The sequence below is a fragment of the Luteolibacter sp. Y139 genome (genome assembly GCF_038066715.1).
GTDB lineage: Bacteria > Verrucomicrobiota > Verrucomicrobiia > Verrucomicrobiales > Akkermansiaceae > Haloferula > Haloferula soli.
Window position 1 is genome coordinate 135,437 of sequence record NZ_JBBUKT010000001.1, and the last position, 22,946, is coordinate 158,382.

General features: G+C 62.5%; 20 protein-coding genes and 1 tRNA gene. 12 read left to right on the forward strand and 9 right to left on the reverse strand.

What is annotated here, in order from left to right:
* Positions 1-77: 77 nt before the first annotated feature.
* The 4 genes from WKV53_RS00575 to WKV53_RS00590 all read left to right on the forward strand — a co-directional run bounded on the left by WKV53_RS00575 (position 78) and on the right by WKV53_RS00590 (position 4,328).
* Positions 78-170: transfer RNA gene (locus WKV53_RS00575), tRNA-Ser, on the forward strand.
* A gap of 455 nt (positions 171-625) precedes the next feature.
* Entirely contained in the window at positions 626-2,095 is a 1,470-nt protein-coding gene (locus tag WKV53_RS00580) for a hypothetical protein (protein WP_341402316.1), read from the forward strand.
* A gap of 149 nt (positions 2,096-2,244) precedes the next feature.
* The gene (locus tag WKV53_RS00585; RefSeq protein ID WP_341402318.1) at positions 2,245-2,988 is read left to right on the forward strand and encodes an RNA polymerase sigma factor; all 744 of its coding nucleotides are present in this window, start codon (positions 2,245-2,247) and stop codon (positions 2,986-2,988) included.
* Positions 2,985-4,328 (forward strand): serine/threonine-protein kinase, encoded by a 1,344-nt coding sequence (locus tag WKV53_RS00590; RefSeq protein ID WP_341402319.1) that lies wholly within the window; start codon positions 2,985-2,987, stop codon positions 4,326-4,328. The genes WKV53_RS00585 and WKV53_RS00590 overlap by 4 nt, the downstream gene beginning before the upstream one ends.
* A 100-nt stretch (positions 4,329-4,428) precedes the next feature.
* Here WKV53_RS00590 and WKV53_RS00595 read toward each other — a convergent pair whose 3' ends face one another.
* On the reverse strand, positions 4,429-5,103 hold the full coding sequence (locus WKV53_RS00595; protein WP_341402321.1) for a DUF4198 domain-containing protein: 675 nt from the start codon (positions 5,101-5,103) through the stop codon (positions 4,429-4,431).
* Positions 5,104-5,140: 37 nt separating this feature from the next.
* A complete protein-coding gene (locus tag WKV53_RS00600; protein ID WP_341402323.1) occupies positions 5,141-5,638 on the reverse strand; it encodes a hypothetical protein in 498 nt (165 codons plus the stop codon).
* Between the two features lie 206 nt (positions 5,639-5,844).
* Between WKV53_RS00600 and WKV53_RS00605 the strand changes: the two genes are divergently transcribed.
* Complete coding sequence (locus WKV53_RS00605; protein WP_341402324.1) at positions 5,845-6,849, forward strand: glycoside hydrolase family 172 protein; 1,005 nt, start codon at positions 5,845-5,847, stop codon at positions 6,847-6,849.
* 5 nt (positions 6,850-6,854) lie between these two features.
* Here the strand turns inward: WKV53_RS00605 and WKV53_RS00610 are convergent, their stop codons facing one another.
* The 3 genes from WKV53_RS00610 to WKV53_RS00620 form a co-directional block, all read right to left on the reverse strand.
* Positions 6,855-8,732, reverse strand: coding sequence for a monovalent cation:proton antiporter-2 (CPA2) family protein (locus tag WKV53_RS00610; RefSeq protein WP_341402326.1), 1,878 nt, complete (start codon positions 8,730-8,732; stop codon positions 6,855-6,857).
* 11 nt (positions 8,733-8,743) lie between these two features.
* Positions 8,744-9,304, reverse strand: coding sequence for an NAD(P)H-dependent oxidoreductase (locus tag WKV53_RS00615; RefSeq protein WP_341402327.1), 561 nt, complete (start codon positions 9,302-9,304; stop codon positions 8,744-8,746).
* Between the two features lie 69 nt (positions 9,305-9,373).
* On the reverse strand, positions 9,374-11,404 hold the full coding sequence (locus WKV53_RS00620; RefSeq protein ID WP_341402328.1) for a hypothetical protein: 2,031 nt from the start codon (positions 11,402-11,404) through the stop codon (positions 9,374-9,376).
* A gap of 96 nt (positions 11,405-11,500) precedes the next feature.
* On the opposite strand from WKV53_RS00620, the gene WKV53_RS00625 reads away from it, so the two are divergent.
* Positions 11,501-12,019 (forward strand): hypothetical protein, encoded by a 519-nt coding sequence (locus tag WKV53_RS00625; protein ID WP_341402329.1) that lies wholly within the window; start codon positions 11,501-11,503, stop codon positions 12,017-12,019.
* 26 nt (positions 12,020-12,045) lie between these two features.
* Here the strand turns inward: WKV53_RS00625 and WKV53_RS00630 are convergent, their stop codons facing one another.
* Positions 12,046-13,788, reverse strand: coding sequence for a tetratricopeptide repeat protein (locus WKV53_RS00630; protein ID WP_341402330.1), 1,743 nt, complete (start codon positions 13,786-13,788; stop codon positions 12,046-12,048).
* Between the two features lie 193 nt (positions 13,789-13,981).
* Here WKV53_RS00630 and WKV53_RS00635 point away from each other — a divergent pair, with 193 nt between their 5' ends.
* The 5 genes from WKV53_RS00635 to rsmI all read left to right on the forward strand — a co-directional run bounded on the left by WKV53_RS00635 (position 13,982) and on the right by rsmI (position 18,156).
* Positions 13,982-14,797 carry a hypothetical protein gene (locus WKV53_RS00635; RefSeq protein ID WP_341402331.1) on the forward strand — a complete coding sequence of 272 codons (816 nt, stop codon included), beginning with the start codon at positions 13,982-13,984 and terminating at the stop codon, positions 14,795-14,797.
* Positions 14,798-15,131: 334 nt separating this feature from the next.
* Complete coding sequence (gene proC, locus WKV53_RS00640; protein WP_341402333.1) at positions 15,132-15,920, forward strand: pyrroline-5-carboxylate reductase; 789 nt, start codon at positions 15,132-15,134, stop codon at positions 15,918-15,920.
* 55 nt (positions 15,921-15,975) lie between these two features.
* Entirely contained in the window at positions 15,976-16,911 is a 936-nt protein-coding gene (locus WKV53_RS00645; protein ID WP_341402334.1) for a tetratricopeptide repeat protein, read from the forward strand.
* Between the two features lie 20 nt (positions 16,912-16,931).
* Positions 16,932-17,435, forward strand: coding sequence for an LPS assembly lipoprotein LptE (gene lptE, locus WKV53_RS00650; RefSeq protein WP_341402335.1), 504 nt, complete (start codon positions 16,932-16,934; stop codon positions 17,433-17,435).
* 43 nt (positions 17,436-17,478) lie between these two features.
* Positions 17,479-18,156 carry a 16S rRNA (cytidine(1402)-2'-O)-methyltransferase gene (rsmI, locus tag WKV53_RS00655; RefSeq protein ID WP_341402336.1) on the forward strand — a complete coding sequence of 226 codons (678 nt, stop codon included), beginning with the start codon at positions 17,479-17,481 and terminating at the stop codon, positions 18,154-18,156.
* A gap of 183 nt (positions 18,157-18,339) precedes the next feature.
* Here rsmI and WKV53_RS00660 read toward each other — a convergent pair whose 3' ends face one another.
* Positions 18,340-18,654 carry a DUF2288 family protein gene (locus WKV53_RS00660; RefSeq protein WP_341402338.1) on the reverse strand — a complete coding sequence of 105 codons (315 nt, stop codon included), beginning with the start codon at positions 18,652-18,654 and terminating at the stop codon, positions 18,340-18,342.
* A gap of 58 nt (positions 18,655-18,712) precedes the next feature.
* Complete coding sequence (locus WKV53_RS00665) at positions 18,713-19,048, reverse strand: hypothetical protein (RefSeq protein ID WP_341402339.1); 336 nt, start codon at positions 19,046-19,048, stop codon at positions 18,713-18,715.
* A 94-nt stretch (positions 19,049-19,142) separates the two neighbouring features.
* Here WKV53_RS00665 and mutM point away from each other — a divergent pair, with 94 nt between their 5' ends.
* Positions 19,143-19,961 (forward strand): bifunctional DNA-formamidopyrimidine glycosylase/DNA-(apurinic or apyrimidinic site) lyase, encoded by an 819-nt coding sequence (mutM, locus tag WKV53_RS00670; protein WP_341402340.1) that lies wholly within the window; start codon positions 19,143-19,145, stop codon positions 19,959-19,961.
* 12 nt (positions 19,962-19,973) lie between these two features.
* Here mutM and WKV53_RS00675 read toward each other — a convergent pair whose 3' ends face one another.
* Complete coding sequence (locus WKV53_RS00675) at positions 19,974-22,940, reverse strand: hypothetical protein (protein ID WP_341402341.1); 2,967 nt, start codon at positions 22,938-22,940, stop codon at positions 19,974-19,976.
* Positions 22,941-22,946 lie beyond the last annotated feature (6 nt).

Consider the following 22,946-nt stretch of genomic DNA (forward strand, 5'->3'; position numbering starts at 1 on the left):
CCCGGCGGTGAATTCGCGAAAGCCGGAGCTTTACAACCCGGGGCTCGTTGCTAATTTCCCGCCCCCAGCCGCAAAAAGGAGAGATGGCTGAGCTCGGTTTAAGGCACTCGACTCGAAATCGAACGTAGGCTTAAAACCTACCGAGGGTTCGAATCCCTCTCTCTCCGCCACCTTCATTAAAACGGCCCGCAAGCAATTGCGGGCCGTTTTGTTTCGGAAAGTCTGCATCGCCTAGGGAGAGAGAGGGATGAGAACCCTCCTGCAAAGGCCGAGGGTTTGAAGGCGGCGGGAGCTTCGCGACCATCCTTCGATCGGCGCAGCCGCAAACTGGCGTGGACCGGAGGTCAATCCCTCTCTCTCCGCCACCTTCATTAAAACGGCCCGCAAGCAATTGCGGGCCGTTTTGTTTTGGCCAGTCCGCGTTGCCCTCGGAGAGAGGGATGAGAACTCTGCTGAAATAGCCGAGGCTCCCGGAATAGCATAGGCCTCGCCGGGGAAACAATTTCGTGATGATTTTCCGAAACCCCGCAACAAGGCCTCATGGATTCTTAAATAGGTAGATGAACGGTGAATGCTGCCCCACCGGCAGGCCGCTTCCGGACTCTAACACTCCGAAATCGAACCAATGAAACCACGATCCATCCTACCCCTGCTCCTCGCCGCCGGAATGCTCACGCCACCCGTGCAAGCGCAGGACGCACCGGCAAAGATCCGCGAGATCGAGCAGAAGGTGCTGCTGGCAAAATATCAAAAGGCCATCCAGGCACTCATCGGATCGGCGCGGGAAATCCAAAGCGGCGCCACCGGCATCGCCCCGGAGATCCTCGACAAGCGCGTGCAGTGGCTCACTGCCGTGGGCGATCAGATCGGCGGCGAAGGCAAGATCGCCGCCGCCCAAGGACAGGACATGTCGGAAAGCGCCGACGCGCTCAATGACCTCGCGTGGAAGATGATCACATCGCCCGACGTCGCCCGCAATCCGGCGATCGCGCTGAAATTGGCAGACATCGCCATCGAACTCGGTGGCGAGAATGCCGATCTCAAACCCAAGGTGCTCGATACTAGGGCGCGCGCGCTCTTCCTGTTGGGCAAGCGGGACGAAGCGATTGCCGGGCAGCAAAAAGCAGTCGCGGCGGCCACCATCGAAGAAGAAAAAGCCGGCCTCCAAGTGACGCTCGCCAGCTACCAGCGGGGCGAGCTACCCGACGTGCCAGCACCTGCCGGAGAGCCTGGGCTTTCCATCGTCGGAGACCTCGCGTTGGCAAGCAAAGACCTGCGAACCAGCATCGACGAGGTCGTCGCCCTGCAGCGGCAGATCGAAAATGCCGAAAAGGAAAACTCCGGACTCGCCGGCGATGAAATCGATCGGCTGAAGGAAAAGCTGACGAAGCAGAAGGAGGAGCTGGAGAAGTTAACCCAGGTGGCGGACCCGTCGCTTCGGCCGGGTGCCTCGGATGGAGCCACCTACCTCATGGCGAAACTCCGGACCATCGTAATTCCCAAGATCGACTTCGAGGACGCGTCCTTGGAAGAAGCCGTCGACTTTCTCAGGAAGCGTTCCGTCGAGCTTGATGCCACCGAGCTCGATCCTGCCCGCAAAGGACTGAATATCGTGGTCCGCTACACCCCGGTGAAGTCTGCGCCAGCCACCGGCAAGGAAGAGCCCAAACCGGAAGCCCCTCACATCAAGAGCCTCCACCTGCGCAATGTTCCGCTGGCCGAAGCTCTTAGATACGTCTGCGAGGCTACCCGGTTCCGCTACAAGGTGGATGACTACGCCGTCACGCTGGTCAATCCCAACGATCAGGAAGACCTCTTCAATCGCACCTTCCACGTGCCGCCGGATTTCGGAAGCTCACTCGTCTCGATCCAAGACCTGCTGAAAATGTGCGGCGTCAACTTTCCCGAAGGAGCTTCAGCGACCCTGATCAATTCCAAGGTGCTGGTGGTCCGCAACACTCCATCCGAGATCGACAAGATCGAAACCTTGATCGTAGCAGTCGAAAGCTCGCGGACCAACAGGGCGGCATCCGCCATGCCCGTCCCTCCCCCGACTCCCGTCGCCCCGGTTCCGGTGAACCCACCCGGAAGGTGACAAAAACCTCCGGCGCGGATCCGGTTCCGCATCTCCCATCAGCACTGGCCGGAGCCCTCCGGCCAGTGCTTTGCGGTTTGTATTCCGGTCCATCTTGCCTTATTTCGCTCACCGTGCGCCGTTCCATTTCGATCCCCTGAATTGCTCCCATGCCGAATGCCTTCCGCACCCACCTGGGAGACTTCCATACGACCCGATGGTCCATCGTCATCGGTGCGCAGGGGCATTCGCCGGCGGACGTGAATGCCTCGGTGGAGTCGCTCTACCGACAATACCTTTCGCCCCTCTATGCCTATGTGCGTCGCCGCGGATATTCGCCCCACGATGCGCAGGACCTGACTCACGAATTTTTCTCCCGGCTGTTAGAAAAAGGTTGGCTTTCCTCCGCCCAGCCAGATCGCGGGCGACTGAGAACCTTTCTGCTGGTGGCTATGAAGCGCTTCCTCGCAAACGAATGGGACCGGGCTAAAGCAGAAAAGCGCGGCGGCTTATCACAACTCGTGAGTCTCCAATCCGAAGAAGGCGAGCGCTTGTTCTCTGCCAGCACCGCCGCGAACGCGTCCGTGCCGGACGAACTACAATTCGACCGGAACTGGGCGATGGTGCTGATGCAGACCACCCTCGATCACCTCCGGCGGGAATATGAGCGCAGCACGCGGCCCGGCGACTTCACGGTGCTGAAATCCTGCCTCACAGCCGGGCGCGGAGACATCGACTATATCGCCATCGCGCGCGAGCTTCAGCTCTTGCCCGCATCGGCGCGAAGCCTCGTTCACCGCTTCCGCAAGCGCTTCCGGGAGATCTTCCGCGCGGAGGTCGCGGGCACAGTCTCCTCTCCCGAAGAAGTGGAAGATGAGATGCGGGCGCTCATTTCAACCCTCGGGCAACGATGAGCGATGTCGTCAAAACCGAGGACTCAATAGCCGCTACCGCATGCCCCCGTTGCGGTGCTCCTCTGGCGGGAGCCAGTGTGGATGGCTTGTGCGCCCGCTGCCTGGGCGCGCTGAATTTTGACACGCTCACGCGCATCGGCGGAGCAGCCGATGAAGAACTCCACGCCATCCCCACCGTGGAAGAGCTCGCGGAATTCTTCCCGCAATTGGACGTGCTATCCCTGATCGGCCGCGGCGGAATGGGCGTGGTTTACAAGGCCAGGCAGAAATCCCTGCACCGGCATGTCGCATTGAAGCTGCTGGCCCCGGAGCGCGCTGGCGATCCCCTGTTTGCCCGGCGCTTCGCCAGCGAGGCAAGATCCCTCGCAGCGCTCGATCATCCCCACATCGTGAGCGTCCACGACTTCGGTGAGGCAGGCGGATACTTCTACCTCCTGATGGAATTCGTGGACGGAGTGAACTTGAGGCAGTTGATCCAAAGCCGGCGGCTCACCCCTGACGAGGCACTGGAAATCATCACTCCCGTATGCGACGCGCTTCAGGCCGCGCACGATCGCGGGATCGTCCATCGCGACGTGAAACCGGAGAACCTGCTCATTGATCGCAATGGCAAGGTGAAGATCGCCGACTTCGGGATCGCGCGAATGATGGATGACCCGGCCGTGGACGGAATCCCTCAAGCCGCGCCGGATAACTCGGCAGCACACACCTTGGCCGCTGGCACACCCGACTACGCCGCCCCGGAGCAACGCGCATCATCACCGTTCGACCACCGCGTCGACATCTACTCCCTCGGCGTGGTGCTCTATGAAATGATCACCGGCCAGCGCCCCGGCAACGGGCAGATCACGCCACCCTCCAAACGCGCGACCGTGGACATGCGCATCGACGAGGTCGTGATGAAAGCCCTGCAGGAAGAACCGGACCAGCGCTTCCGCACCGTCGCCGAATTCCGCGAACACTTCGAGGAGGCGAAGAAACCCATCGCGCGAAAGCCTTCAACCCGCGGGCCCCGTACCTGGTGGACACGGAAACGCGCGCTCGCAGCAGCCATGTCCCTTTGCCTGATCGGAGCCGCCGTCACCGCAGCAATGATGATGAAGAGCCCGCCTCACAAAGAGGCTGCCGAGCCATCGTTGGAAATCGCGTCCCTGGAGCAGGCCTATCAAGCCTTCGAAAAAAACTTCACCGCATTACAAGAGGCGCGAGAAATCCAAATGGTAGGCATGCCCGACGGCAGCGGTGCCCCTCCGGAACAGAACGAAGTCGTGAAGAAACTGGAAGCCCGCGATCGGCAACTGCGAGCGACCATCTCGCGGATGTCCAACGGAGAGCGTTAGTGCAGCTTCAAAGCATGCGTTACACAAAACGGCCCGCAGTCACCTGCGAGCCGTTTGCTATGGCGGGAGGAAAAAGGGACACGCCCCGGAGAAGAGCCCATCAAGGCTTCGCCACCACCCAGCTCAGCGAGGCATTGTGGCTGGCCACGGCATAGGATTGGCCGTTCGCAAAGCCGGGAAGCGGCTCGCTGTAGCCGGGCACGGTTAGAACCCACCGGCCCGGCTCATCCGTGGTGAACTTCACGATACCCTCGGCATCGGTCTTCAGCGGGGTGTGGCTGCCATTGGGCGCATTGAGCTGGGCCTTCGTGTCCGGCAGAGGCTTGCCACGGAAATAGACGCGGACTTCGCCGGGATTCCCCGTCGGCACGATATCAAGCGTGAGCGCGGGTTGCGCGGCGACCTTGTCACCGCCAGACGGCAACCAGCGGCTATAGAAGACCGGCCGCCGCGCGGGCTTGCCCTCGAAGGCCATCACCGGGAAGGCGGTCTCCGCCACGAGAGCCTGATCCGGCTTCGCCTCGCCGAGGGTGTAGTGGTCGGATTTCTTCTGTGAATCCAACGGCTTGGCGTCCTTCGCGGCAGGCAAGACCACGCCCGCCGGAGTTCCCAGGGAATCGAGATGACCCGGGGACTTCTCCACTTCCCCGTCCAATTCGCCGAAGCGGACGACCAGGGTCCCATCCGGGCCGGGTTCGACCCAAACGGAGTGAGCCAGGGATGCGGAAGCCAGCAGCAGGCTGGCGAGAATACCGGAACGAAGGGACGTCTTCATGAACATGATGGTGGTTGGATCGGTTTGTTAGAATGATTCAGGCTTCCTTCTTCAGTTGCGGCAGGATGCCAGCGTCGATCGCCTTCTTCGCCGCGGCCTCGGGATCCTTCTCCCAAGTGCCCTTCGCCTTCTCATTGAAGAAGTACACCTTCACGCCCTGATACTCGACGAAGGGACTGGAAGGAGTGATCAGCGTCTTCTGATGAATCGGGCAGTAGCGCTGCGGCAGCAGCTCGATGGCATCCAGCCCGATCTCCTTTTCCTTCCCCTTGAACTGCGGCAGCAGGCCGAGCTCCGTCGCCACCTTCACGTAGTAAGCGGCAGCCTTCTCATCGGCCTTCCACATCTTCTCGCACTTGCCGCAGCAGAGCGCGATCGGAGTTCCCTTGAAATCCACCTGATGCTCCTCCTCCACCTCGTCCTCGGTCATCATCGGACACTTGTTGTTCGCCGCCTTGTCTCCGGCAAAAACGAGTCCGGCGGAGAGCACGGAGGCAGCGACGATCGCCGGCAGTTTGATGAAAGGGATGCGCATGATCATGACCGATGTGGGATCGATCATAACCATCGCGTTTCATTTTGATCCCGGTCACTTGCCAAAAATTGGCGTTTCATTGCGTATCCGGACCCTGGGGCGGAAAGCGGCCATATCCGTCTGGAACTGGCGCTGACAGCTTTCGCCCCGGCTGCCAAAAGAGCCGCTATCTACCACTCGCGCGGCGATCGAAATTCCTCCAACCCATGAAGCACCTTCTCCTCACCTCCATCATGGCAGCCTTCGCGCTCTCGCCCTGCAAGACAGCGAGCGCTCAAGGCGATCTCTACCGCATCACCGGCGGCAGCTCGCGGACAGTGACGAATTTCCACCAAATCTCTATTCCCAAGGGCGGCGACCACGTCCTCGCCGATCTCAAGGGACCGGGAAAGGTCACCTACTTCTACATCACCGACGACACCGCCGGCCGCTGGTATCCCGGCCTGGTCTTGAAGATCTATTGGGACGACTCAAAGGAACCCAGCATCCAACTCCCGTTGGCAGATTTCTTCGGCGCGATCGGCAGCAGATCGGTGGATTACACTTCCCTGCCAATGCAGATCAATCACGCCTGCTTCATGTGCTATCTGCCCATGCCGCACTCGAAAGGGGCCAAGTTCGTGCTCTCCAACGACGGCGACCGCGACTACGTGCAAAAGGTCGCCTATGGCATCGACCGCGAGGAAGACCCTTCCTACGCACAGGAAAAGAGCCGCCTCCACTGCGAATGGCACCGCAGCAATCCGGTCTCTAACGGCCTCCACGTCATGATGGAAGCCCGCGGCCGCGGCCAATACATCGGCAGCTACCTCCAGGCAGTCTCCCGCATCCACGATGTGTGGTTCGGCGAGGGCGACACGATCTTCCATCTCGATGGCAAGACCTTCGCTCACACCCCGGGCACCGAGGACGAATACGGCTCCTGCTGGGAAAAGCCGGATTGGAAAACCTTCGCCTCTCCTTACTGCGGCCATCCTCTCAATGAGATCGGCGTCAACCGCATGTATCGCTGGTATGTGGCAAACCCCGTCCGCTTCCAACAGGGCCTCAAGGTCGAAATCCAAAACCAGCACGACAACGTCAACGCCACCAAGCCCGACGAAGCCGATGACTACACCAGCGTCGCCTTCTGGTATCAGGAAGGCCCGCAGAAAGTCGCCGCCTTGCCGTCCTTCCAAGAGCGCACCCGCGCCAGCTTTGCTAAACCCTGATCGGCTCAGTCCTCCTTCTTCTCCCCGGCCATCGGCGGCGACCACGAGTCATCCGCAGGATGATGCTCCTGAAGACCCGCTCGCATCACTTGATCAAAGATCACCCGTGCCTCACGCGAGGCGCCGATGAAGCTATCGTGCTTGTGACGCTGGCGGGCGTATTCGCGCACCGAGGCCTCGTCCGCCTTGCGATACCGCTTCGCGGCCCGGTGCGCTGCGTAGGCTGGTATTCCCAGCGCGCACAAAACGTCAGTGCCCATCCGCAGCGAGGAATCAAGCGTATCGCGGTAAAACCCTTCCTCACCGGCATCGATGAATTGGTAAGCCGAACTACGGCCATAGGCACGCAGGAAGATCCGCAGGTGTGGATGATGCTGCCGCGCCGTCTCCACGATCTTCATCGTCACATCCGCATCCCGCAATGCGATCACCAGCAACTTCGCATGCGCTGCACCGGCCGTCGCGAGCAGGTCGGGCCGAGCCCCATCACCATAAAATACCGGCATGCCGAGCGCCCGCAGCGTTTCCACCTGGTCAGGATCGTTGTCGAGCACCGTGCTCTCAATCCCCTGCGTCTGGAGCAAGCGACCGATCGCGTGGCCGAAACGGCCGAAACCGCAGATGATCACCGGCGCGCCTTGGTCATGAGCATCGCTTTCCCGCTCCTCCTTCTCATCGCGGGCCACGCACCGCGCCGTGTAGCGATGGGCTGCGAGAATCAGCAAGGGCGTCGCCGCCATCGTCAACGCCACCACCGCGATCAGCGTGCGCGAGATCTCGACGGGAAACACGCCTGCATTCGCAGCCAAGGCGATGAGGACGAACGCAAACTCGCCACCCGCTGCAAGCGCGGACGAAAAAACCAGCGAACTCGCGTAGTTGGAACCCTGAAAGCGTGCCAGCCCGAAGATCACGCCTCCCTTCACCAGCAGCAGCGCTGCCGCACCACCGAGCACGAGTCCCCAGTGCGAGCCAATGTGGCCGAAATCAATGCCGGTCCCCACGCCGAGAAAGAACAGCCCTAACAGCAGCCCCTTGAACGGCTCCAGGTCGCTTTCCAGCTCGTGGCGGTACTCACTGGTCGCGAGCACCACTCCGGCCACGAAGGCCCCGAGCGCCGCGGACAGCCCCACCTTCGTCATCAGCAGCGCGATCCCGATCACCAGCAGCAGCGCCGCCGCAGTGAATGCCTCGCGTTGCCTTGTGGCGGCGATGGCGCGGAAGATCGGCCGCACCGCGAGGCGAGCCACAGCCACGACGATCGCCACCGCCGCGATCGTCGCGATGGCGCGGCCCCAGGCCGGCCAATGAGCCATCCACGCATCGCTGCCACCATGAGCATCCTGAACCGCCACCACCTGCCCCACCGCCAGCAGCGGCAACACCGCCATGATCGGGATCACCGCGAGGTCTTGGAAAAGCAGCACCGCAAAGGAGTTCTGCCCCGCCTCCGTGCGCAGCAGGTTTTTCTCGGACAGGCATTGCAGCACGATCGCCGTGCTCGACATCGCCAGGATCAGGCCAATGCCCAGCGCCGCCTTCCACCCGAGTCCGAACAAAAGCACCACAGCCGCGATGGCTAGCGCCGATGCAATGACCTGCGAAGTCCCCAGCCCGAAGATCTCGCGACGCATCTTCCACAAGTGCGACGGCTCCAATTCCAATCCGACGAGGAACAGCATCATCACCACGCCGAACTCAGCGAAATGCGTGATCTGCTCGCTTTCCCGACCGATCCAGCCGAAGCCCCACGGGCCGATCGCTGCCCCGGCGATCAGGTAACCAAGCACTGCGCCGAGACCCAGGCGCTTGCCCACGAGAATGGCAACCAGCGCCGCAGCGAGGTAGAGGAAGGCTTGGGCAAAGGCGCTTTCGAATGCCATCTGTCAGTCAATCAGGGAGTGGGAAGCCAGAGCGGAGAGGCGCCGTCGCGCAGAGCGCCGAGCCACGCCTGATAGCGCTGCGACTCGGCGACCAGCGCAGCCGCATCAAGATGGTGTGCGCCATGAACGGTGAAAGCCTCTGCATACCCCATGCCGCACAGCCGTGCGGTCTGCTCAAAGGGCGCGAGAAGTTCCCGCACGGAGAAATGATTCAGCCCGCCGCGCTTGTAGGCCAGCTCCGGTCCACCTGCGCTGATCGCCTGCGCGAGAACCTTTCCGCGCAAGGCAGTCCCGTCCTCGCCATAGGCCCAGCGATACGTCAGCACCAGATCCAGCCACTCCTTCACGATCGCCGGACTGCTGTACCAGAAGAACGGATGCTGGAGCACCACTGCATCGTGGCTTTCTAACAAGCGCTGCTCGTCCCTCACCTCGATCAGGTAGTCGGGATAAGCCTCATACAAATCATGGACCGTCACGCCTTCCGTCGCGCGAGCCGCAGCGACCAGGGCACGGTTCACCCGCGACCGCTCGAATGCGGGATGGGCGAAAATCACAAGCACTCGAGCCATCGTTCGCCGGTTGTCTGACAAAGGAGCCGCGACTTGGCGAGGCGGGAAGTGACCGGAATCACCTCAGCCTCACTTCGTCGCCCCCGGAGCGGTTTCCAGGGCGTGCAGCATCTGGCTTCGCAGCGCTTGCACCAGGCGATCCGTCGCGACGGGCATGCCGATGCCGTCAGGGTAGAAATGAGCCAGGGTATCCCGCTGCACCCACTCGGATTCCTCCCGTTCCAACAGATAACCGGCGGCCATGAGGACCAGACCGGTGGAAACGAAACACGGAACCAGCGCGCGGCAAACTATGACTCCCGGCAGCGCCACTCTCCGCGGAGAAAGAATCAGCGCAAACGAGCGCCACAGCAACCATAGCAGGGGCAGACCCGCAGCGGCACTACCGTAGTTGATAAACTCCTCCTGCCACTTCGGAGGGCAATAGCGCGCCGCTCCCATCGCCGGCACGAACAGGGCCGCAATCACCGCGATCGCCCAGCCCTGCCACAAGGTTGGCCTGAGACCCAGCAGGCCTCCCCGTTTGGCCAGCCGCCACCTTGCCGATTGCACCAGCATGCAGGCAGCGAAGAGGAAGCTGCCTCCGGCTCTCAAGGCGATCGGCTTCATATCCTCGAAATCGATCCTGTAGTCCCGGCAGCCTAGCGGCGAAATCCCGGCGACCGCCATATGCCACGCGGCAGGGATCACGATGCCAAGACCGCAGATCCACGCGAAGTCGGATAGCCCCAGCAGCGTCCCCACTCCCCCCGCGAGTCCGCGTACCGGCTGCCCGCGCCTCCAGCCTTCCAAACCCGCCAGCCATGCCAATACCCCGAAGAGGATCGCGGCCGAAATGGCCAGCATCCGGTCGGCCATCGCATGCTCGGCGCGGCGGCCGGGTTCGAGTTCGCCTTCATACACGAATGCTCCGGAGGAGTAGTAGGAGACCCGGGTGAAAGCCGACGCCTTCCGGCTTATTTCTTCTGCGTTTGTCACTGAAACATTCGAGCTCGGCTTCCGAATTTGCCCGGCCCAATAGGCCCATCGGTCCGCCTCGTCGTTCAGATCGAAGCGACGCAGGAGGTCCACTGAAATCCGCGAAGCGCCCAAGCTTACCAGACCGCCCGGATTGTAGAACCTCTTGTCTCCAGACTCCTTCAAACAGCGCGACACCAATCGTTCGAGCGTCTCGAACCACTCGCGCAGGCCTTCCCTGTCCTGCTTTCTCGCCAGTTCCTCCATACGGGCCTGCCACAAGTTCTGCCACCGGTTCGGATAGGAGCCTCCACCACGCTGATCTTCGGCGAACATGAGCCGGTCCGCGACTTCTGCCAGATTGGTAGCCCGTCCCAGCATCTCCAGGCGCCTTGCAGTGTTGGATGGAATTCTTGTTTCGAACCGGGGCGCCGAAACCGCCTTCGCCATCAGGGCTACAGCTTCGTCATAGGCCTCGTCGGTTTGAAGGGCCGGAAAAGCCGGCCCATAGCCAGACGGAGGCTTTGAATTCGAATACTTGAACTTCGAACGCGCGATGCACACCCCCGCCTCACGCAGGTCCCAGAAACCGTTCCCGGTATCGATCCGTCGCGCTTGCTCGAGGATGCGCTCGCGCTGCGGCCCGTCGCCAAAGCCGTATTGGACCACGTATTCCTCCAGCAACGCCGGATCACTGGGGAGACTCGCTTGGTAACCCTTGCGCCAATCCTCGCGGAGCTTCTCGCCCATCATCTGGCTGTTCGCGAAGAGAAACAGGCGCTGGTCGTCCGCGACTGTTGCTTCGAGCTCGCGCTCCGCCGCCTTCAGGTGATCGGGTTCGTGGGGAAGGAGATGGTAAAGGTAGTCCATCCGGACCAGCTCCCGCCAACTCGCAAACGACATCGCTCCAAGCACAACAGTAAACACGAGCAACAGCAGGAACACCTGCTTGCCGTTGTTCCACAAGCGTCCTCCCGGGCCTTCAAGTCGCGCCGTTGCCGCCTCCAGCGAATCGTCTCCGGGCCCCGGCCGCGAGTGATTCAGCCGCTCCATCAACTCGCCCCGCGCCAAATCCTCCGCGGGCGACTTTCCCGCCAGCGGGCGAAGCGCGAGTTCGATGAAGCGTTCATAAGGATCCGGCACTGCGCCCCATCTAGCAGGTTGGTGCTTTCCCGTGAACCGGTTTTCGTGGAGACAGGAGATCCGCTTTCAGCCATGAGAGTGGCCCAGCCGACGCCCATGCCCTTGCTTCAAGAAAAACGCTCCGTGACCTATGCCATCGTCTTCGGCATCTGGGTGGAGGTCTTCGTCTACTGCGTCCTTCACGACCAATATCTCATCCGGATCTCGCCGGAGCATTTCACCGTCTATCATCCGCCTCTGTGGGGCATCACTGATCTCACCCTGCTCGCCTTGGCCTGGGCATTCCGCGCCTCGATCGGCCCCGGCCTGGGATTGGGACTCGTCGCCCTGTTCCTTGGCCGGGCTGGCCGTCGCCCAAAGGTCGCTCCAACGCGGATGCTCAAGATCGTCCCATGGCTGCTCCTTGCGACCGAAGCCGTGGGCTTGGCCGCCGGGGCATGGGCATGGAAGACGAAGCAGCCGCTGTTTCCCGAAGACATCTATCCGGACCTGACCGAGCCGATGCTGATCAGCCAGAGCATCCAACTGGCATGCTACGGCACGGGACTGCTCGTCTCGCTGGGCTTCCTCGCCTGGATTGAAAAGCAGCGGCGAAAGCCGGAACAGGCCCGTTAGTTCGGCTAGGCCCGACGGCGCTCCGCTTACTCGGACTTCACCCTCTCGATCTGCTCGCGGATGAGCTTCGCTTGCTCCTTCTCTCCTGACTTCTCCATCGCCTTCTGAAGGCGCGTGAGGATCTCCACATCGTGAGTGTGCTTGCCCTGTGCTTCCACGAGGATGTCGATCGCGGGCTGGTTCTCCCCGCGGGCCAGATAGTACTCGGCCAGTCGCGCCTCCATCGGCAGCAGGGCGATCGGCGGCATCAGCATCGTCGGCGGCGTCTGGCGGTCGAGCGCGGCGCGATACCAGTTGAAGGCGGAGACCATGCTTTCCTTGCCACCCGCCATCGCCATCGCACCGCGCAACTCGCTGGCCGCAATCTCGAGCGCGGTGTAGCCGCGGGCCCATGACGAACGCTCGCCGGCTGCACTCGCTGCCTGCCGGGTCTTGCTCATCTGGTCGCCGTGCACCGTCAGCGCATCAATGATCTTCCGTGCCTCTTCCAGCTTGCCTTCCTCAAGCGCCTTCCGCGCCTCAAGCGCACACGCGAGTCCTTGATAGAACCACACGGCATGGCTGATCTTGCCATAGACCTTCTGCTTTTCGGGATCCGGCAGCGTGCTCAGCGCCAATGCCGCATCACCCGGCAATCCGCGGCGCATCAGCAGGCGCGCGGCCAGCGTGCGGCCTTCCCACATCACCAGTTGGCCACCCTCGCTATTGGAGCGCTCCGGCTTCACCTCGATCGCCGCCACCGCTTTCGCCGCGGCCAGGGCATTGGCGTAGTCGCCCTTGGAAGCCAGCGCCGCCGTCCGGTAGCACTCCGCCTTCACCCAGCCCGGGCAATCGGCATGGCCCAGCTTGTTCGCCTGCATCCATCCGCGATAAAGTTCCGCCGAGCGGGCAAAGGCCTCCGCTGCCTGGGCCGCATTGCCATTGCGCAATTCATAGTGACCTAACAAATGCAGGAACGGCGCGTAGCCCGGCGCCAGCTGGCACAGCCGCCGCGCCCGCACCAGATCGCCTCGCAAGTCCGGTGCCTCCGCACGAATGGTCAGGTAGGCATAGAGGTAGAGCGGATGATCCGGATCGCGGGTCAGCATCTCATCGATCAATGCCTCCGCCTTCTCCTGATCGGGATTCGGCTTGCCATTGTCATCGTAGCCGGAGCGACCGAAGGCCGCCATCAGCAGCTTGAGCTGCGGGTCGTTCGGAAACTTTTCTGACACCTTGCGGAAGGCGTCCGAAGCCATCGCTGCACCCTTCTCAAAAAAGACCGAGATCGCGTAGGCATACGACTGCTCCAGTTCGGTGCCCACATTCGCATTCACCAGCGACACCATCCGCTGCAGCGCGGCCTCCCGCTCGTCGAGCAGATCCGGCTCCGGATTGATCAGCGAGACCACCACGCCCCAGTGAGCCATCAGGCACTCTGGATCCAGCTTCAGCGCCGCGCAGAAATGCCGGTAAGCCTCGAAGTCCCACCCGCCGTGGAGATTCGCCATGCCATCCAGCACATGCTTCTGCGCCGCCGGATCGATGGTGGTCACCGCCATCATCAGCCCCTTCGGGATCGCCACGGGAGATGGCTCTGGCAGGTCCTTCAGCCGCTCGGAAATCACCTTGTCCACGCTCGGCACCTCTTTTCCCTCCTCCGCCGCCGGGACTTTCTTCTCCTTGTCCCCTGCCACTGCCTTCTCCTTCTCCGCAGCCGGGACTTTCTTCTCCTCCGCCGCAGCGGAGAGCCCGACCGAAACCGCAAGAGCCAGCAGCAGATAACGCATGCGCCGACGATGTGCCGCGCCCGGACGGTCTCAAGGAAAATCACGGCGTCCTCCCGCCTGCCGCTCAAATTCGGCTCTCTCTCGGAATACTGCCGAATATCGGTATCTCCAGGCAAAAGACAGCGCTCGGGCACAGTGGACAAGGTTCACACTTCCTCCCTCCACCAATGGATGTTAAGGCCCGGACATTGATATGAAGCCCAGCCTCGCCCGGATCCGCAGCCACGTCCCGCAGGGACTGGCATTACCTTCCAGGTTTGACGACTTCGTTCGCGCGAAGCCCCCGGTTCCGATCCAGTGGGACAACCTCTACGACTACGACCTCAAACGATCCGCTCTTGAACAAGTCGTCCCGTTCCTCAGGTTAAGCGAAGATTTTGGAATTGTCGCTCTCTGGTATCATTCGGAAGGACCAAAAGCCGCCGGGCCTGCGGTGATTCATATCGCCGGATACGGCAGACAGGAGGTCCTCGCGACCGACTTCGACAACTTCCTGAAGGGAATCAATGTCCAGCGCTCCGGCGTGTTCGCTTTCGACTACGAAGAGGAACAGGTTTTTCGCGTCCCTGGAGTGAGCGGCAAGCCAAAGCGAACCGGTCTTCCTTCCCTGCAAAAGAAGTTCGAACGGTGGCACAAGCTTCATACATCGCTGCTTGAACCCGATCTCTCGCCAGAGGGTGAAGAACTGCGAAGGCGTATCTATCAAGTCGCCAAGAGGATCGTTCGCGATAAACAATCCAAGGTTTACTACCCATCCCCTCCGTGGGGCATAAACTTCCTTGTCGAACGTGCAGCCGGCAAACTTTCCATCAAATATTCCGATTACCTAGGATCATGGTATAAGTTACCCACCAAATACGGACTTGAAGCGGAAGCGAAAGCGCTGCTGAAGCTCGCCCTGAACAAAAGACGATCACGATACGAAATTTCTGTCGCTGACCACGGAACTGTCTCGATTGACGAGGGGCGCCAGCTGCTCCTCGAATCGCCGGGATCCGGGTCGGACTGAGAATGCACGCGAATTGCCGGACTGTGAGCACTACCACCTACGTCACGGTTCCACCACCACTCGGAAGAACACCTTGGCCGCGGATCCAACCGTCACCCCCTGCGTCATCGGCCCCGTGGCGAGGCAGTCGATGACAGCTGGCTGCGGCGTCCACGTCACGAGATCCGGCGGGGAACTGATCCGCTAGCGCTTCCCGGCGACGCCGAGCCACCGGGTAGGACGCCAGCATGCCTCCACCCACCTAGGAGCCGGGGCAAACCGGCGTAGCTCTCGGAAATCCATGCCCGAAATGACGCTCGCGCGCCCCGACTCCCCCGCCCTACTCTGCCCCGGCATGAAACTCGGCGTCATCGGCTGTGGAAAAATGGGCAGTGCCCTCGTGGAAGGAGCGATCCGCTCGGGAGCCGTCCCGGCGGCGAAGGTGAGCGGCTGCGATGCCTACCCGGAGGCCGCCAAGACCTTCGCCACCACCACCGGAGCGACCTTCGCGGAATCCATTTCCGCCCTGAATGCCGACACTTACCTCCTCTGCACCAAGCCGAATCAGGCCGAAGCCGCGCTGGGCGCCATCCCGGCAGGCGAGGCGCTGGTGATTTCCGTGGCCGCCGGCCTCAGCACCGCTTGGCTGGAAGCGCGCGTGCCAGCTGGCGTGCGGGTGATCCGCTGCATGCCGAATACCCCCGCGCTCGTCGGAAAAGGCGCCGCCGCCTATTGCCGGGGCAAGGCCGCCACCGCCGCAGACGCGGAAACGGCCAAGCTCCTGCTCGGCTCGGTCGGATTAGCCGTCGAGCTGCCGGAATCCCTGATGGACGCCGTCACCGGCCTCTCCGGCAGCGGCCCGGCTTTCGTCTACGTGATGATCGAGGCCATGGCGGACGGCGGCGTGCGCGCCGGCCTGCCACGGGCGGAGGCCATCAAGCTCGCCGCCCAGACCGTGTTAGGTGCCGCCGCCATGGTGCTGGAAACCGGCATCCACCCCGGCGCGCTCAAGGATCAGGTCACCTCCCCCGGCGGCACCACCATCGCCGGGATCGCCGAACTGGAGAAACACGGCATGCGCTCTGCCTTCATCGAGGCGGTGACCACCGCCGCCCGCCGCTCTGCCGAACTCGGCGGCTCCTGAACGCCGCGTGAATTTCGCTTTCCGCCCCGTCCCCCGACTTCCTAGTTTCCCTGCCATGCGAATCTCTCGCCTCGCTTTGCCCGCTCTCGCCGTCCTGCTCGCCTCCTGCGGCGACGATGCCGATCTCCCGCCGCTCGTCGGCAGCACCTCCGCCAACAACGACCGCGCGGGGGCTCTCTACAGCCAGGCCCAGTCTGCGGAAAGCGCCGGCAAGCGCGACAAGGCGATCAAGCTCTACGACGAGCTCGCCGATACCATGCCGATCGCCCAAAAGGCCCCGGAAGCACGTTTCCGCCAGGCCGAGCTGTTGGAGCAAAACGGCAAGATCCGTGAATCCTTCGACGCCTATCAGGATTTCATCAGCCGCTACAATTCGAGCAATCTCTACGAAAAGGCGCTGAACCGTCAGGCCGCCATGGCCCAGTCCGCCGCGGATGGCCAGGTGAAGACCAGCTTCCTCGGCCTCAAGTCCGGCATCTCCCCCGACAAGATCACCGAGATGCTCGCCAAGGTCCGCCAGAATGCCCCGCGCTCGCCGCAGGCATCGAAGGCTCAGTACACCATTGGCCAGGTCTGGGAAAGCCAGGGCGGCTCCAGCGGCCCGACCAAGGCGATCGCAGCCTATCGCGAGGTGGTCATCGATTTCCCGGACAGCAAGGAAGCTCCGGAAGCACAGTTCCGCATCGGTAAGGTGCTGATGGAAGAAGCCCGCCACGGCAATCAGGACCAGGCGAATCTGGAGCGCGCTCGCGAGGCCTTCCAAGACTACCTCCGCCAGTATCCCGGCCACTCGAAGAATGGTGAAGCCCGCCAGCTCATGTCGAACCTCGGCGGACAGGACGTCCAGCAATCCTTCAACGTCGCCCAGTTTTACGAACGCAAGGGAGATACCGGCTCGGCCCGCTTCTACTACGAGGAAGTCGTCAGCAAGACCAAGTCCGGCGATCTTCACGACAAGGCGAAGGCCCGTCTGGCCGCGCTCGGAAACTAACACCCGCTGCCTGCCCCGCCATGCGCTCGCTCCTGCTTCTCTCCGCCCTCGCTTTCACATCCTGCGCCGGCTATCAGCTCGGTGGAGCGAAGCCGGCAATCCTCCGCGACATCCACAACGTCAACGTGCCGATGTTCCACAATGACACGCTGCACCCGCGCGCCGAAGCGCTGGCCACCAGCGCCGCCACGGAGGCCATCGTGCTCGACGGAACCTATCGCATCACTTCCTTCGAGAAGGCGGACGCCGTACTGGAAGGCACGGTCCACGAAATCCAGTACACGCCGCTGCGCAGCACCCGCCTCGATACCCTGCGCCCGGAAGAACTCCAGAACACGGTGATCCTGAACTGGAAACTGACCGACCCCCGCGACCGCACGAAGGTGCTCGCCTCCGGCAGCTCCACCGGCACCAGCCGCTTCTTCGTCGACTCGAATCTCCAGACCTCGCGCACCAACGCCCTCCCGGACGCACTCGAGCGCGCCAGCGAAGCGATGATCTCGCGCCTGTCGAACGGCTTCTAAGCCTTCTGTAGCGGCGGCCATCCACCACCGCTCCATCCACTCAATGTCCTCCGGCCGCTTCGTCCTCGTCCCCACGCCCATCGGCAACATGGGTGACATCACGCTGCGGGCGATCGAGGTGCTGAAGGAGGCGAACCGCATCGCCTGCGAAGACACGCGCCACTCCGCGCCGCTGCTTTCAAAGCTCGGCATCACCGGCAAGCCGCTGGTGTCACTGCACGATCACAACGAAGTACGACGTCTACCAGAGTTGCTCGATGCCGTGCGCGGTGGAGAAACAGTCGCCATCGTGACGGACGCCGGCATGCCCGCCGTCTCCGACCCCGGCTACCGCGTGGTGCAGGCATGCATCGAACAAGGCATCCCTTTCGAAGTGCTGCCCGGCCCCTCGGCCGTGCTCACCGCCCTCGTCGGCTCCGGCTTCCCGGTCCACGCCTTCCGCTTCCTCGGCTTCCTCCCCATCAAAAAGGGCAAGCGCTTGTCCGTGCTGGAAGAGTCACTCGTCACCGAAGGCACCAGCATCTTTTTCGAGTCCCCTCACCGCCTGCTCTCAACGCTGGAGCTATTGTCGGAAAAACTTCCGGAGGCACCCTGCTGCGTGGCGCGCGAGCTGACGAAGAAGTTCGAAACCTATCACCGCGGCACCGCCGCCGAGTTGTTCGCGCACTTCCAAGTCCACCCGCCCAAAGGCGAGATCGTGTTCCTCGTGAAAGGCCAGTAGTGCCCCCATCGTGGTCCGCACACTCCGTGTGCGGTAGAAGCAGTTCTCGGAGATCCCTAGCTTCGTAGCGGAATGGCTGCGCCATTCCGGCTTCTCGCGCTCCGCAACGAATCGCTACTTGCGGATCGCCCTGCAAGCCGCCCCAGCCGGAACAACGGAGTTGTTCCGCTACGGAAGCGCCCCCTAAACCACCGGCCGACACAGCACGAACGGCGACACCACCAGCGCCTCAAACTCCGGTGCCTCCTTCTCCCACTGCGCCGCATGGACCTCGCCCATCTTCACGAGGTCTCCAGCCTTCAACCACGCCTCCACCTTCGCCGACTGGTTATGCGAAATCGCCGCACCCACCTCGGTCAGCTCCAGGGTAGGGTCCACGAAATACAGCACCCCGTTCTCACAATGCGGACGAAGGTAGCTCCAGGCCACCACGCCCGTGTAACCGGAAAGCTTCTCTTCCGTGCTGCTTTCGTCCTCTCCAAGCAGGACGTATTTCATGGAGTCATCCGACCCGAAGTGCTCCGGCGCGATCATCGTGCGCCGAGCCTAGGCAGGTTCACTGAGGCACGGAAAAGTCGAAATTCCGGACCGCCTTGCCACTGACACAGAGGTGGTCCGACTTCCACTCGATGGCGACCACCGTCACCTGATAAAACCGGTCGTCGCCGGAGGAAAGCTGACCGGTCACCCCAGTCGAAAGCGGTCCGTTCGAAGTGCAAAAGCGGATCGGCGCTGACTCCGTGGTGTAGCTGACCGAGCCGGATTTCACGCTGCCATCGGGCAAGTGGACAAATGAGGGCCGGCTCTCGCGACGCCGCTCCCAATCTCCGAAGCGGAGATCCCATGCGGAAAAGAGGTTGCCGTCCGGCAATGCGAAGGCTTCGCGGTCCATGAGCGTGATACGTTGGGGAACCCGCGCCAGATTTCAAGGCAGCAGAACGACTTTTGCCGTGGACGCACCGCTTCCCCGGCTAAAATGGGGCCGCATGCCAGAGCTGCCCGAAGTCGAAACCACCCGCCGCGGGGTCGAACCCCATCTTGTCGGACGACGCGTGACAGAGGTCATCGTCCGCCACCGCGGGCTGCGGCAACCGGTCTCGGAATCACTCGATTCCATCGTTGGCGACCGTTTCACCGCCATCCGCCGGCGGGCGAAATACCTGATTCTGGACGTGAAACGCGGCGGCTCCCTGCTGATCCACCTCGGCATGTCCGGCAGCCTGCGGTTCTCCGATCCATCAGCGGATTTCAAGAAACACGACCACGTCGCGCTGACCCTCGACTCCGGAAAACAGCTTCGTTTTCACGATCCCCGACGCTTCGGCATCTACCTGCACTTGCCCGAAGGCGATCCCCTGGAACATCCCCTCCTCCGCGGCTTGGGACCGGAACCTCTCGACGACGACTTCACCACCGCCCATCTCGCGAAGGCCTGCGCCAGCCGGAATGTTGCGATCAAGCTCGCCATCATGGACCCGAAGGTCGTGGTCGGCGTCGGCAACATCTACGCCAGCGAAGCCCTCTTCCGCGCCGGGATCCTTCCAGCCACACCCGCCTCCCGCGTAACCAAGCCGCGCCTTACGAAGCTGGTGAACGCCATCCGCAAGGTCCTCGCCGAATCCATCGAACAAGGCGGCACCACCCTCCGCGATTTCCTGAACTCCGACGGCGAGCCCGGCTACTTCAGCCAGTCGCTCTTCGTCTACGAACGGAAAGGTGAACCGTGCCGCGTGTGCAGCACGCCAATCCAACACGCCGTCATGGGCCAGCGCTCCACCTACTGGTGCCCGAAGTGCCAGCGTTGAGCGGGTTTCATCTCACTTCTGCAGCACCACCCAGCGCATCACACGCGACGGACCGCCAATCGGAGCGGAAGCAATGATCTTGCCGCCTTCGATGCGCACATCCACGCCCTCGCTGGACCACGTGGTTAGATCATCGGACCACTCGGCATTGTAGTTCACGTCCGCGCGCTCGGTGGGCAGGTCGCGGGAGATTTCCATCCGCTCGACTGTGATCGCGATCGAGTCGGCAGCCACCGAGGGCCGAGTGGGATCCGTGGAGAAGGCATACTCGATTCCATCGACCATCCCGTCACCATCGCTATCCGCATCGAATGCCAGCGATTGCGAAGGATACTCGTAGGCCTGATAGGCAGCGAAGCCAGTGAGCGACGCGGACAAGGCCGAGGGCGTGACCAGCAATGCCGGGCCCCAGGCACCAGCCGTCGCGCCATACATCGGACGCAGGCGAATCTGGACCGTCTGTCCAACGACCAGCGGACGACCGGCAATGACCTCGTTCAGGGTGACGGTGGTGGCACCGGCCGCAATCGTCGTCTCCTTCGACCACAGCACTGGAGAGGGATTCGTCACGGTGATATCATCTACCCACACACCGGATTTGCTGGCGTTCCACTTGAGGTTGTTGCCGCCGGCGTTGCGAAGCGCGAAGCGGAATTTCACCGCCGTGCCCGCCCACGCGGACAGCGACACGCTCTGCCGCGTCATCGCTTTGTCGGCCTTCTTGGTGCCCGGCAAATTCCAGATCGAGGTCCAAGTATTACCACCGTCGGTCGAGAGCTCGACGTGCAAGCGATTCGTCACTGCCATCGGCCCGCGACGAGTCCAAAATTCCAAGGCACTGGTGGCGCTGGGGGTAGCATCGCGCTCCACCATGAAGAAATCTTCGGGATCGGTCAGCGTGGCGAGACCGAGCCGGAACGAACGGGCGCCGCTCTTCCGGAAGCCAGTGAGGGTGCTGAGCACCGTATACGCGGGCGAAGTCTGCGCGATAATCTGCGGCGGCGGTGCGGTCTCCGCGCCCTCCGTCCACGCACCCGCACCCGGGGCCGAGACTTCGAAGCGATAGGAAGTCGCCGCTGGATCGCCGAGGAAATTGTAGTTGGCACCGCTCACCGGCGGCGTCGTGCTGCCACTGAGTTCAAACTGGCCGCGTGGCGTGACGACCTTTGCCGCACCCCACGGGAAAGCCTTTCCACCGAGGTAGGCACGGGCACGCAGCCACCACGTCCCGGAGCCGATCGAGGTCCCGGCGGTGGTGGAATTGAAGGCGAACGAAGTAAGGCCCGAAGCCTTCACCGTGCCCCACGGCTCCAACCAATCGCCAGCGCTCACGCCAATGTCATCGATGAAGATTCCCGTCGCTGCCGTCGGGTAATCTTCATGCGCATAGAGGGACGAAGTCGGATCCGAAAGGTAGAAACGGAAGCGCACGCGCAACGGCGAGCCCGCCGAAGGCAGCGGCAGCGATGAAGCCTGGAACGCCGCGTCCGAGGTGCCGCCGCCACCGGAAATCGTGGTGAGATTGGACCACGTGAGGCCGCCATCAACGGAGCTCTCGACGGCGAGCTTCGTCGCCGGAGTCATCAACCCGCGGCGATACTGGAAGGTCAGCGCGCTGCCCGTGCCCGGCACGATCTCGCGATCGAGCTCGAAGGACTGCTGCGGCACGCCATTGATCATCGGATCGTAGCGCGTGGGAAAGGTGAGATGGAATGCCTTCGTCCCGCTCTTCGCAAAGCCTGCTACCGCAGCGAGAAAGGGATACGTCGAGCTGGCCTTCGCGATGACCTTCGGAGCCGGGCTGTCTTCCGCGCCTTCGACCCAAGTCGCTGCCTTGCGCTGGAACATGCCGGCTTCGACCTGCTCCACGCCTTCCAGGCCACTGACCTGATAGGTCGATCCCGCTGCGAGTGGCGAACTCTGCCCGGTGACCACTCCGCTTTGGTTCAAGCGCTGCGGATCGAACAACGTGACATCATAGCTGTGCACCGTCGGCACATTCTCACCCTGGATTCCTGAAACCGTGACGTGGAAGGTGGTATCGCCGGTGACCGAGAAGATCGCCGCCGAGGCCGGCACTTGCCACACGATCGAATTGTCGCCGAAGCCACTCCGGCGCGAGACCACGCTCACCGGCAGCACGTTCAGCGCCGCGTCGCGCAGCGTCACGGTCGCGGCGGAGAAGTCGGCCTTGTGATAGGACAGCGACCAGTAGGGAGAATTGTGCTCCACCGGGAAATACCCGGCTGCGGGATAGGAGTGGAAGAGAGGATCGATGTTGAAATTCGCATCGGCCGCCCGGGGCACCACATACATCGCATTCGAGGGCGGCCGCACGCTGTTCCCGCTGAAAAGTCCCGGCGTATCACCGGACGCGAAATCCGTGGACCAGTGGCACAGGAGCCAGCGGCGGTGGCCGACATCGATGTTCCAATTCGAGATGCCGACCACGTTTTCCTGCACATACGCATCGACCGCCCCGGGGCCGAAGAAACCGAGCGCCAGGTTGCCGTTCTTGTTGGCGTTCCATGCGGCAGTCGTCCAGGCGGTGTTGCTCTGCGGCGGATTGTGATTGAGGCCGCCGCTGTTCGGATAGGTCCGCGCGATCATCAGCGCCGAGCGCTGGGCCGCCGCCGCCTTCGTCGTGGAAGGATCAGGCTTATAGGTGTCCGCTTCCTGAATATTGACCGTGAACCCGGTATTCACGCGCACATCGGCAGGGACGCCGCAGAGCGCGCGGAAGTAATTCAGGCGCCGTTCGACATCGCCGGCAAAAGCCGCCGAGGTCGTTCCTTCTGCGCCCGCAGCAGTGGACGTGTAGTTGCCGGTCCAGTTGATCCGGTCGCGATAGCCTTCCGACGCCTGAAAGACGGACTGGTAGAAGGCGACGACGTTATTGCGGTTCGAGGTATCGACCTCAAAGCCACGCGTCGGGACCGGATCCGCCAGGGCACTCGCGGCCAGGCAGCTCGCGAACACGACGGA